Annotated in this window: 11 protein-coding genes; 5 read left to right on the plus strand and 6 right to left on the minus strand. The window is 48.0% G+C overall.

Features of this window, described 5'->3' with window-relative positions; translation table 11 throughout:
• Positions 1-82: 82 nt before the first annotated feature.
• From AC5JBY_RS15190 to AC5JBY_RS15210, 5 genes are read right to left on the minus strand one after another with little or no spacing between them, the layout of a single operon-like run.
• Positions 83-658 (minus strand): DUF4256 domain-containing protein, encoded by a 576-nt coding sequence (locus AC5JBY_RS15190; protein WP_495905459.1) that lies wholly within the window; start codon positions 656-658, stop codon positions 83-85.
• A gap of 20 nt (positions 659-678) precedes the next feature.
• Positions 679-1257, minus strand: coding sequence for a YdeI/OmpD-associated family protein (locus AC5JBY_RS15195; protein WP_495905460.1), 579 nt, complete (start codon positions 1255-1257; stop codon positions 679-681).
• Positions 1258-1268: 11 nt separating this feature from the next.
• Positions 1269-1652 carry a DoxX family protein gene (locus AC5JBY_RS15200; protein WP_495905461.1) on the minus strand — a complete coding sequence of 128 codons (384 nt, stop codon included), beginning with the start codon at positions 1650-1652 and terminating at the stop codon, positions 1269-1271.
• A 7-nt stretch (positions 1653-1659) separates the two neighbouring features.
• Positions 1660-2142, minus strand: a complete 483-nt coding sequence (locus AC5JBY_RS15205; RefSeq protein ID WP_495905462.1) for an SRPBCC family protein — start codon at positions 2140-2142, stop codon at positions 1660-1662.
• Positions 2143-2148: 6 nt separating this feature from the next.
• Positions 2149-2472 (minus strand): ArsR/SmtB family transcription factor, encoded by a 324-nt coding sequence (locus AC5JBY_RS15210; protein ID WP_495905463.1) that lies wholly within the window; start codon positions 2470-2472, stop codon positions 2149-2151.
• Positions 2473-2653: 181 nt separating this feature from the next.
• Here AC5JBY_RS15210 and AC5JBY_RS15215 point away from each other — a divergent pair, with 181 nt between their 5' ends.
• The 5 genes from AC5JBY_RS15215 to AC5JBY_RS15235 all read left to right on the plus strand — a co-directional run bounded on the left by AC5JBY_RS15215 (position 2654) and on the right by AC5JBY_RS15235 (position 9195).
• Positions 2654-3328, plus strand: coding sequence for a response regulator transcription factor (locus tag AC5JBY_RS15215; protein WP_495905464.1), 675 nt, complete (start codon positions 2654-2656; stop codon positions 3326-3328).
• Positions 3325-4368, plus strand: coding sequence for a sensor histidine kinase (locus AC5JBY_RS15220; protein ID WP_495905465.1), 1044 nt, complete (start codon positions 3325-3327; stop codon positions 4366-4368). The genes AC5JBY_RS15215 and AC5JBY_RS15220 overlap by 4 nt, the downstream gene beginning before the upstream one ends.
• A gap of 53 nt (positions 4369-4421) precedes the next feature.
• On the plus strand, positions 4422-6827 hold the full coding sequence (locus AC5JBY_RS15225; protein ID WP_495905466.1) for a TonB-dependent receptor: 2406 nt from the start codon (positions 4422-4424) through the stop codon (positions 6825-6827).
• Positions 6828-7490: 663 nt separating this feature from the next.
• Positions 7491-8258, plus strand: coding sequence for a helix-turn-helix domain-containing protein (locus tag AC5JBY_RS15230; RefSeq protein ID WP_495905467.1), 768 nt, complete (start codon positions 7491-7493; stop codon positions 8256-8258).
• A 331-nt stretch (positions 8259-8589) separates the two neighbouring features.
• A complete protein-coding gene (locus tag AC5JBY_RS15235) occupies positions 8590-9195 on the plus strand; it encodes an ester cyclase (protein WP_495905468.1) in 606 nt (201 codons plus the stop codon).
• On the opposite strand, the gene tamL is transcribed toward AC5JBY_RS15235, so the two are convergent.
• The gene (tamL, locus tag AC5JBY_RS15240) at positions 9192-11516 is read right to left on the minus strand and encodes a translocation and assembly module lipoprotein TamL (protein WP_495905469.1); all 2325 of its coding nucleotides are present in this window, start codon (positions 11514-11516) and stop codon (positions 9192-9194) included. The genes AC5JBY_RS15235 and tamL overlap by 4 nt on opposite strands.
• Positions 11517-11546: the final 30 nt, after the last annotated feature.

The following is an 11546-nucleotide window of genomic DNA, read 5'->3' on the forward strand; positions in this document are numbered from 1 at the left end:
ATTTTGATGCTACAAAGATGGAATATCTGGTCTAAAAAAACAGGGTGTAAAGGCGACATTAGGTAGGGTCGATTACGTCATATTACACCTTCAGTACACCCCGGAATCCCCTTGCCGCATAATAGGATTCAGCTCCATTGTGGTACAAGAACACTGTATCATAACGCCTGTCGCAAAAGAGCGCGCCACCCAGTTTGCGAATAGCAGGTGGCGTTACGATCCAGCTCGACGTTTTCAGATCGAATTCTCCCAACGCTTGTAAAGCACGGTATTCTTCTTCTGTCAACAGCTCGATGCCCATTTCTTCTGCCATATTGATAGCGCTGTCTGCCGGTTTATGTTCTTTCCGGGAGGCAAGCGCGTCTCCGTCATAGCAAATACTCCTGCGGCCTTTGGGACTTTCTGCAGCACAATCATAGAAAAGATATTCGCCTGTCTTCTTATCAAAACCAACAACATCTGGCTCGCCACCGGTTTCTTCCATGGCGTTTAGCGACCACAGCTTTTTAGGAAGCGCTTCCAGCTTCTCCTGCACCTTTGCCCAGTCGATACCTTTATGGCGGGCTGTATGCTTCTCAAAGCGTGCTTTCAGTGTTTTCAGTAGTGCTGCCTGTTCCGTAGCCGACAGCTTCTTATCATTACTTTTTGCTTTACTCATATGTATGAATTATTTTTTCACTAATCATCCAAACCCTTCCCCGCCAATATCTGCGGCGTATACTTCTCGATTCTGGCTTCCCGCGTCTTCGCTTGTTTGGCTTGTGCAAAATGCAGCAGGTAGCCCCTTTGCCGTCCGGGCGTCAAAGCCTCGAATGCTTTTTTTAGTTTGGGCATTTTATTGAGCTTCTTTTGAAACTCCTCCGGCATGGTAAACTCGGTCGTCTTTTTGAGCTTGGCCTGCAGACCGGCCTTTTCCACCTCGATGGCCTCATAAATGTAAGATTTGATGGTGTTCTTCAGCTTCACGATCTCTTTTACGTTGGTAAACCGCATCTGCCGTGCCACCTGCACGTTCCTCGTTTGTTGTATCAATATGCCATTGGGATCATTGAGCAGCACGCCTTTGAAAAACAATAGCGCACAGTAGTCTTTGAATACATGGATGAGTACGATATTGTTGTTGTCATGCGTATAGCAGGGGCAGCCCCATTTCAATACTTCGTTCAGCCCACAGTCGAGCACGATCGTTCTCAATTGTTCTATTTCCTTCTGCCACTTTTCATTTTTGACGAAATAAAAATCAACCTTGGGATTCATATGCAGGCAATTTAATGGTGAACGGCAACGAGTTTTCTATCGGCGGGCCTGAAGTACCAGGATACAATAGTAAGAATGAGCAACAGCAACGGACCAAACAGGTCGCTCGCAGGGCTGCCCGATACAAGATGCGATACTACGGCGCCACCCATCGCAAAGGCAAAGCCAGCATAGGCCCATTCCTTCAGTAAAGTAAATTTAGGGATTAGCACAACGGCAACACCCAAAATCTTTGTGATGCCCAGTATCGTTAGGAAATAGAGCGGATAACCCAGTCTTGTGAAAAGTTCGGTTTCCGCTTCCGAATGCATCAGTTGCACGATACCGGTGGAGAGCATGCCCAGCGCCAGCCAGGCCGTAGCGATCCAGTAGATGATCTTGTTTCTCTTTTTCATAACAGGTTTATTTAAGGTTACTAATTACTTGTTGCAAACGGTTGTGTGCCATGTCCAGTCCCTGCGCAAATGGCATTTTCAGTAATTGGTCGCGCTGCGCGGCTGTCCTGAATACGGTTTGCATGGTGAGCTTGCTGGTCTCGTCGGTCAGCCTTTCAAATTCCAGGAACTCCAGTTGTACATCGAAAGGGGTACCATTCATTTCAAAAGTGCGGGTGATCTTTTTGTTGGGCACAAACTCGTGGAATACACCGTTGGCTTTGAAGAGCACATTGCCCTGGGCATCTACCGTTTGAAATTCCCAGCCGCCATGCTGTTTCGTTTCGTATTTCACCACTTTCGTAGTGCCATATTCATGGCTCATCCATTGCTCGAAAAGTTCGGGATCCTCATGCGCTTTAAAGAGCAGTTCCACAGGAAGCTCAAATTCCCGGGAGATGTTGATGACTTGTTGGTTATTGTCGGCAGTCACTTTCGTTTTACGTTCCATAGTAGGTTATTTTTTAGGTTTATATTTTTTCATCATGGCTTCCAGCTTGTTAAACCGGTCGTCCCATAGCTTACGAAAAGGCTCAATAAAATCGGCGATCTCTTTCATCTTTTGTGGGTTTAGTTGGTAATGCACTTCCCGCCCCGTTTGCTCCTGCTGCAGCAGTTCACACTCCGTCAGTATTTGCAGGTGCTTGGACACGGTAGGCCGGGCGGTGTCGAAGTTGGCGGCAATGGCGCCGGCTGTCATGGATTGCGTAGCCACCAGCAGCAATATGGCCCTCCTGGTGGGATCGGCTATGGCTTGGAAAACATCTCTTCTTAGGTTCATTATGTAGCTATTTGACTACAAATATATGTGTAGCTATTTGACTACGCAAATATTTCTTGCAAAATGCTCGCTTGCGCTGCATCCGTCTGGTGCTTTATAGCCCATAATGACTTACCAGTCAATTCTGTAGTAATTTTGAGGTATTTAGAATTTTAACAGAATCAGTATATACTTTCGATGCATGAAGATCCTGATCATTGAAGACGAAGCGGCGCTGGCGCAGAGCATGGGAGCATACCTGTCGGACGAGAACTATCTGTGCGAATTCGCTGCTACTTATAAAGAGGCGATCGACAAGATAGATATATACGACTACGACTGTATCCTGCTCGACCTGATGCTGCCGGGTGGTGATGGTATTAAAATACTGGAAGAGATTAAAACCCAGCAAAAGCAGGATGGCGTGATTATTATTTCGGCGAAAAACTCACTGGAAGATAAAATAAAAGGGCTGCAGATAGGTGCCGACGATTACCTTACCAAGCCCTTCCACCTATCCGAGTTGGCTGCGCGCATCTATTCCATTATTCGCCGAAAGCAGTTTGGCAATGCCAATATCGTCACGCAAAATGAACTGTCGATCAACCTGCCGGCCAAAACGGTCACAGTCAATGATCAACCTGTAACCCTTACCCGCAAGGAATTCGACCTGCTGCTGTATTTCATCAGCAACAAGAACAAGGTCATTTCCAAAAGCGCCCTGGCAGAGCACCTGTCAGGAGAGATAGCCGATATGCTCGATAGCTACGATTTTGTGTACGTGCACATCAAGAACCTGAAAAAGAAGCTGCAGGAGGCCGGCTGCAGCAACTACCTCAAAACATTGTATGGAACAGGCTACAAATGGGAAATATGAGTAAGCTGTTGAACCGTTCACTGAGAAGACTGATGATCTATGCCGGACTGGTGCTGGTGTGCAGTATACCTGCCTATTACTTCATCTTCAGCAGGCTATGGCAATATGAATTAAGTGAGCACAACGTAGTAGTTACGGCCGAAGCCAGCCGGGAAGATAGCTACCTCATCATCGTTTTTGTTACGGGGCTCACGGTATTGTTCTTTGCCTTGCTGATCGTGGGACTCATACTCGTCAACCGGCGTATATCCAACCGCCTCTGGCAGCCTTTCTACCGCAGCCTCGCGCAAATCAAAGGCTTCGACCTCGATCAGCAACAGCCCGTTGAATTTGAAAAGACGGATATCGATGAATTTAGAGAGTTGAACCAAAGCCTGCACAAACTCATTGCAGGCAACGTGGCTGTATACAACCAGCAAAAAGAATTTGCCGACAATGCCTCGCACGAGTTGCAAACGCCGCTGGCCATTATTCAATCGAAGCTGGACCTATTGTTGCAAAGTCAGTCGCTTACCGATGAGCAATATAACATTATTGAAGAAGCCAATAAGGCGCTGGCCCGTGTCACCCGCATCAACAAGAATCTGCTGCTGCTCACCAAAATAGAGAACAGCCAGTTCATGGAAAAAGAGCGCATCGATCTGTCGGCGCTGTTGCAAAATACACTACCGGTGTTTGCCAGCTTCGCGGAAGACAAACAGCTGACCCTGCAAACGGATATACAGCCAGGTGTGATGGTGGAGGGCAATAAGATACTGATCGAGATATTGCTCAATAACCTGGTCACCAACGCCATCCGTTACAGCCCGGCCAGTGATGCCATTGCCATCCGTTTGGACAAACAAAACCTGTCTATTACCAATGCCGGCACAGCGCCGTTAAAACAGGAACAATTGTTCAAACGTTTCAGCAGCATATCCTCCCAAACGCCAGGCACAGGTCTGGGGCTGGCGCTGGTAAAGCAGATCAGTAACCGCTATGGCTGGAACATCGGTTATGCATTCAGCAACAACCTGCACACTTTTACACTTACTTTCTGATTTAGATTTCCTACCAAATCGGTTGCTAACTATGCAGTCACAACCGATCTCGTATGATGAGGAAATACCTCCTGTATATTGGCTTATTACTACTGACTATTAGCACGCAGGCACAGCCGGTAAAAGTAACCCTGAGCGGCCTGGTAAAAGATGCTAAGAATAAAGCCGTACTTCCCTTTGTGAACGTGACCCTCAAAACAAAAGACAGTGTTTTTGTGGCAGGTACCATTACGCGCGAGGACGGACGCTTTACATTACCCGATGTGCCAAGCGGCAATTATCTCTTACAACTTTCTTATGTAGGCTACCAACCCCAAACGCAAAACATATTGGTAGGGCAGTTGAGCAACTTTCTCGACCTCGGTAATATGGAGTTGTCGCCAGAGGCAGCATCGCTTGCTGATGTGACCGTAACGGCGAAGCAGGAGGCTGTTTCCCAAAAGATGGATAAAAAGACGTTTACCGTAGCCGACAACATCAGCCAGGCGGGTGGCTCCGTGCTGGAAGCCATGAAAAACCTGCCGGGTGTCACCGTGCAGGATGGCAAAGTGCAATTGCGTGGTAGCGACAAAGTGATGGTGCTGATCGATGGTAAGCAAACCGCTTTAACAGGTTTTGGCGGGCAGAGTGGGTTGGATAACATACCGGCTTCTGCTATTGAAAAGATCGAAGTGATCAACAATCCCTCTGCCCGGTACGATGCTAATGGTAATGCGGGCATCATCAACATCATTTACCGTAAAGAAAAGAAAGAAGGCTTTAATGGTAAAGTAGGCCTCAGTGGTGGCCTCGGTGCGCTCTGGATAAAACAGGACAACCTGCCCACCATCCGTCCGCAATACCAGGCCACACCAAAGATCAATCCCTCCGTCTCGCTCAATTACCGGAAGAACAAACTGAGCCTCTTTTTACAGGCAGATGATCTGTACACCAAAACACTGAATAAAAATGAGTTTGTTGACCGCTTTTACGATGATGGCGATACCGTTCGCCAACAAACCAAGCGGAACAGAACCACGAATATCGTGACGGTGAAAACTGGCGCCGACTGGTTCCTCAACAGCAACAACACTTTTACGATCTCTGGTTTGTTTAGCAGCGAAAAGATACTTGATCGTGGAGATGAACCTTTTTTCAATAACGATCTTTCCAAAAGAGCGCGCCTGTGGCAGTTCCTCGAAGATGAATTGAAAACCACAGTAACGGCCTCTGCCAGCTGGCAACACAAGTTCCGCCAACCCGGCCGGCTGTTGAATGCCGGGTTCAACTATACTTTCCACCGCGAAGATGAAAAGTATTTCTTCACCAACATCATGCCCACCTACACCGGGCTCGACTCTTTTAAACTGCTCTCCGATGAGCATGTGGCCGATCTTACGATCGATTATGTACACCCCCTGCGCTACGGTCGCTTTGAGAGTGGTGTGAAATTCCGTGCGCGGTCGATACCGGTAAACATGCAGTTCAAGCCCGGCCTCAATTCTCCGCTGGATGTGAATGCAGGAGGACAGGCAGATTACCGGGAAACTATCCCCGCCGTGTATGGCAACTATGTGTTTGAGAGCAGCCGGTTTGAAGTGGAGGCAGGATTACGCGTGGAATATGTAAACGTTCGATACGATGTGAACCCCAATCACCCGGTATACAAGAGTGATGACTACCATTACACGCAACCTTTCCCTAACCTGCGGCTGGCTTACAAGATCGATGCAGACAACAAAATATCCTTGTTTTACAACAGGCGGGTAGACAGGGCCAATGAAGTAGACATCCGCATTTTTCCCAAATACGATGATGCGGAGATCATCAAAGTGGGCAATCCCGCGCTGCGCCCTCAATTCACCAACACGGCCGAACTGGGCTACAAGACTTCCTGGAACAAAGGCTATTTATTCGCTGCAGCCTACCACAAATGGATGGATGCTACCATTGTGCGCATCGGTAGCATCGTGCCCGGCAGCACCATCATCTATAATATTTTCCAGAACGCCGGTAAAAGCTACAACACGGGTGTCGAGTTGATGGTGGCACAGCCGGTAGCCCAATGGGCCACGTTCAACCTCAACCTGAATGGTTATCAGAATATCATCGATGCGTTTACGGTGGTGAATAAATACCCGTCCGAAAACACCTATTCTGCTGCGCGGGAAGATATTTTCTCCGGCAACATCAAGCTGAATGGAGCTTTCAAATTTCCCAAACAGGTAGAGGCACAGCTGACAGCCATTTACCAGGCGCCCGACCTGGTGCCGCAGGGAAAAATGTATGCCCGTTTCTCCGTTGATCTTGGTGTAAAGAAGACGATTCAAAAAGGGAAAGGAGAATTGTTTGCCAATGCTACCGACGTAGGCAATACATTACGTATCAAAAGAGAAGTAAAAGGTAATGGTTTCCGGTACAACAGTATTGACTATTATGAAACCCAGGTGATCCGTTTAGGGTATAACTATAAATTTTAACGGGTAGCTCGGGAGAATAAAAAGCCCGGATAGAAATCCAGGCCTAAATGAAAAGCTAAAAGAAAACTCAAAATCCAATTCAAAATGAAAATCACCATAGAAAACCAAAGAAGAGACGCAGGAATACCAGCCGTCATCTGCACATTCCATAGGCAGATATACAACTACTACATAGAGAATACAATAACATCCCTGCCATATACGTGGCGAGGAAACTGATCAAAGGCTACTAAAACAGAAATGTCTTTTTTAGATAATGAAAGGATAGGGGGTGATGCAGGTGCTACTAACGTAGAGAATTAGATGAAGGTGATACTAAGTTAAAGAAATAATCAAATAGTAAAAAATAATTATAGAGGGTTAAGGAAGCTACCGTTTATGGGTATTTTTTCGCGGCCCCTTTCGGCTATGCAGCATATTCCCCCTCCATAAAAACAAACCCTGCCTTGAAAGGCAGGGTTTCCATTGTATTAAATCCCTTAATTTAAAAATTATATCAAACAATAAACGAATTACATGAGGCACTGGATTTCGTTTAGTAACTACATTAATGCTTTTTGACCTGTGTCAACGGGTTTATGGACTAAGGGGTTTTTGACCGCAATCAAGAAGACCTAGATACTTGTGCCCTAAAAGCAGAGGATTCTTTATTACCTTTATACCATGGAGGTTCATCTTCCCTCGATAACACTAAGTCCTTTCATCAAACACTACCTCGTCCTCGAAAGCCACGACGGAATGGTGAACAGAACATTGCCGGATACCTCACTGGTAATGTCATTCCGCTACAAAGGACAGGTACGCTTCCTGGATCAGGGCGTTGCGAAGGAACTGACTTCCTTCACGCTCTCGGGCCTCCGCAAAACAAACCGCCTCATCAATTACAGCAGTCACACGGCTAACATCCTGGTCATCTTTCGGGAGGCCGCAGCTCATGCCTTCATCAAAGAGCCGTTGCAGGAGTTGTTCGAAGACAGTGTGCCCCTCGATAACTTCACCGGCTACCGTCAGCTCGACCACATAGGTGAGCAACTGTCTGTAGCACGCAACAACATCCAAAGAATAGCACACATAGAAGCGTTCCTGTCAGCAAGACTGTACAACCGCCACCCCGATGCACTCATTACTGCAGCGCTACAAAAGATACACGCAGCAAAAGGATTGATCAAAATAAAAGAACTGGTCGGTTCGCTCTACATTAGCCAGGATGCATTCGAAAAGCGCTTCCGCCGCATAGTTGGCGTGGCGCCCAAGCAGTTTGCCTACATCATCAAAATGAAAGAAGTAGTCAATAGTGCACTGCAAAAACGTTCCTTCGCCGAAATAGCTTTCGATGCCGGCTACTACGATCAACCCCACTTCAACAAAGACTTTAAACTCTTCACCGGGCAAACACCCACCGAATTCATGAAAGCACCTTCAGTAATGTAACTTGAATCCTTCGCATTCAAAACTTACCCCTTCTTTTTCCTTTCGAACGCAACACTCCCTTACTTGTCATTTCGAAAGATGTTCCCTCTTGTTTTGTCATTTCGAACGCAACATTCCCTTACTTGTCATTTCGAACGAAGCCATCAGTGGGTTCGAAATAAAGAGCGTTACGGCGCAGTGAGAAATCTGCTTGCGAAGCAAACGTCCTCGAAGCAAAAGACTTGTAGCTCACAACTTGTCCCCCATAGCGGGAGCTTCTCTCCAAATCAATGATTTTTTACAAGGAAACAAAGTAGGCAGTTGAGAGCTTTGCCTCCATAAATCACAGCACATGAAATCATCACCAGCCCTGCTGGTCTTGTTGTTCACTGTCCTTATTACAGGAACAACACGAGCCCAGTCAGGTAGTAACAATTCGATCAGCAATAAACAAAAGGAGGGAAAAATGACACAGACACACAACAAAGCCATCATTCAAAAACTGTACACAGAGGCATTGAACAAAAGAGACCAGGTGTTGACAAAACAATTAATAGGAGAGGAGTATACTGGCCCGCGCGGCCTCAAAGGCGCAGCTGGTTTCTGGGCGCCCCTGCAACCACTGCTCGAAGCATTTCCCGATATGAAGTGGACGGTAGAAGAGATGATTGAAGAAGGGGAGAAGGTCACGGTACGGTTCACTACCCATGGCACCCACACGGGCACTTTCAATGGCCTGCCGGCCACCGGCAAAAAGATCACGGGCAACGGGATAGGCTTTTTCCAGTTGAAAGAAGGCAGGATCATTAGCGGACAAGTACACACCGATCGCCTCGGCTTCCTGCAGGAATTGGGCGTACTGCCGCTCGATATCAACGCTATTTATACGCTGCCAGCCATGCTGAAACAACTGGGTATCACCATTGAAAATGGGCAATATAAAAAAGCAGGCAATTAGAATGGATACCCAATACCAAGATTCCAAACCAGGTTCTCCTTGCGCCAGGAGCTTTCACCAAATTGGATGTCTTTGATCACCCAGCGTTCGCCATCCGGCAGCCAGGGCTTGCGCAGCGGAAACGCCACGTCGAGGCGGATCATCAGGATCGTCACGTCCAGGCGCAGGCCAAGCCCGGCGCCCACGGCGATCTCTTTCAGGAAGTTCTTGCTGAATTTAGCACCCGGCTTATTGGGGTTATCGCGATACAGCCACACGTTGCCGGCATCCAAAAAGGCGGCGCCTTCCACGATGCTGAACAATTTGCTGCGCAGCTCCGTATTCAGCTCCAGTTTGATATCGCCTGTCTGGTCGGGAATGGCGTTATTAGCACTGCCATCGAAAGTACCGGGGCCAATGCTGCGGTTGCGGAAAGCGCGCACACTGTTGCTACCACCACTGAAAAATTGTTTGATATAAGGCAGCTCGCGGCTGTTACCATGCGGCACACTACCGCCCACGATTAGCCGGTTGGCCCAGCCGGCCGTACTACCCACCTGCAGGTAATACCGCAGGTCCGTCTCAGCCTTGATGTATTGAGAGAACACACCGCCAAACACACGGCCCGATTTACCGTTGGCGCTATCGCCAAAGATCAGCCCCGCCACGTTGCCCGAGCCGTCCAGCGTTCCGCTGAAGTAAATACCCGATGCCCACTTGCTTCTGTTGATGCGGTTGTCGTAAGTAAAATTATAGGTGCTGCCGAGGATGAACTGCTTTTCGATGGCCTTGGCCAGCGTCACATCATTAGCCATCAGGTCTTTGTATTCCTGCGTCACGTTCATGGGCTGCACGTAGTTGATGCTGATGGGGTTGAATTGGTGCTCCTTATACAGGGATTCCTTCCAGGAGTAGCCATACGAAGCGCGAAACGAATTGAGCGTATACAACTTCCGCTTGTTCAGCATGTCATAGCCCAGCAGCATATTTGTTTTAGGCACAAAGCCGCCGCGCGTTTTGATATTGAAGAAAGGAACGAGGAAGCGCGGGAAGGAGAGGCCCCCCTCCAGCCCGATGCGGTACACGTTATACCCCCGTTGCTCACTGCTGTACTGAACTTCCGCACCACCCGAAGCAGTGATGCTCAGCAATTCACCCGCACGGAAAGTATTACGGTTGCGCCACGATACGGAGATATTGGTACCTACGAGGTTATTACTCTTAGTAGTACCGTTGATCTCCGCCCGCAATGATTTCTTGGGAAAAGGAGTGAGGTAGTAATAAGTATTCAGCTGCGCAAAAGGAGAGTTCTCCACGCGCTCGAACCGGTTCTTGACAAACTTGAACACACCGAGGTTCACAAGCCGGTTGAGCGATAAGTTGTGGTCTGCACGGTTGTAAATATCGTTGGGCTCAAACTGCATGGACTGAGCAAACATATAAGGCTTGTAGAGTTTGCCGCGGTCAACCACAAAATAACCCTGGTAAGGCACGGCATTCTTGCGCGCGGTATCCGTGCTCACCTGGTTCAGCCGGAAATTGGTATAGATCACAACATCCTTGATGGTATACATTTCCTTGGAAGCCTTGGGGATGCCCGACTTAAGCCGCACATACATGTTCACACGGTTATTGCCGATGGTACTGTCTGTTTCTACCAGCAGGTATTCGGGGTTGAAGTAGTAAAAACCGTTGTCCTTTAAATAAGCATCGATGCGTTCCCGTTCCAGCTTGATGATATCGAGATCGAAAGGTTCACCCCGCTTCAGCAAAGTTTGCTTCTCCGTTTGCCGGATGGTATTGGCGAGGAAGCTGCTGTCCATGTCGATCCGTACAGTATCGATCATGTATTGGGCGCCGGGCCTTACAGTATACGTGGCGGTAGCCTTTTTATGTTTAACGGTTGTATCGCCCCGCACCATGGCCTGAAAGTAACCCTCGTTCTCCATATAGTTCTGCAACACGGCCGTGTTCCGGTTCAGGCTCAGCTGGCTCAGCAGCACAGGCGGTTCACCCACTTTATTTTTAAGCCAGCCGCGGATGCTGGTTTCTTTCTTCGGATTGCCGGCGAGGTTATACACCCATAGTTTGAAACGGACACCTAATATCTTTTTATTGGGTCGTGGACGTGTTAGCGCATTCAGCTCATTGCGGATAGCCTTGCGTTTCTTCTTGCCCAGGTTCTCACCGCGCACTTCCACAGTAGCGCCAAGATACAGCGCTTCACCAGCCGGCAGCTTCTTCGTATTGCTGCATGATACCATCAACAACAAAAGCCCGGGTACAATAAAGCCGTATATAAATATTCGTCCTTTCAATGTCATAGTTTCTATGCGTATCAAACAATTAGTAGAGTTAGTCGCCAGCCTCTG

The sequence above is a fragment of the Paraflavitalea sp. genome, from assembly GCF_059502485.1.

Bases quoted from the DNA above. Each gene is read 5' to 3' on its own strand.
- AC5JBY_RS15220 (WP_495905465.1), top strand. From the start codon at position 3,325: ATGAGTAAGCTGTTGAACCGTTCACTGAGAAGACTGATGATCTATGCC.
- AC5JBY_RS15230 (WP_495905467.1), top strand. From the start codon at position 7,491: ATGGAGGTTCATCTTCCCTCGATAACACTAAGTCCTTTCATCAAACAC.
- AC5JBY_RS15215 (WP_495905464.1), top strand. From the start codon at position 2,654: ATGAAGATCCTGATCATTGAAGACGAAGCGGCGCTGGCGCAGAGCATG.
- AC5JBY_RS15225 (WP_495905466.1), top strand. From the start codon at position 4,422: ATGATGAGGAAATACCTCCTGTATATTGGCTTATTACTACTGACTATT.
- AC5JBY_RS15235 (WP_495905468.1), top strand. From the start codon at position 8,590: ATGAAATCATCACCAGCCCTGCTGGTCTTGTTGTTCACTGTCCTTATT.
- AC5JBY_RS15195 (WP_495905460.1), bottom strand. From the start codon at position 1,257: ATGAATCCCAAGGTTGATTTTTATTTCGTCAAAAATGAAAAGTGGCAG.
- AC5JBY_RS15190 (WP_495905459.1), bottom strand. From the start codon at position 658: ATGAGTAAAGCAAAAAGTAATGATAAGAAGCTGTCGGCTACGGAACAG.
- AC5JBY_RS15205 (WP_495905462.1), bottom strand. From the start codon at position 2,142: ATGGAACGTAAAACGAAAGTGACTGCCGACAATAACCAACAAGTCATC.
- AC5JBY_RS15210 (WP_495905463.1), bottom strand. From the start codon at position 2,472: ATGAACCTAAGAAGAGATGTTTTCCAAGCCATAGCCGATCCCACCAGG.
- AC5JBY_RS15200 (WP_495905461.1), bottom strand. From the start codon at position 1,652: ATGAAAAAGAGAAACAAGATCATCTACTGGATCGCTACGGCCTGGCTG.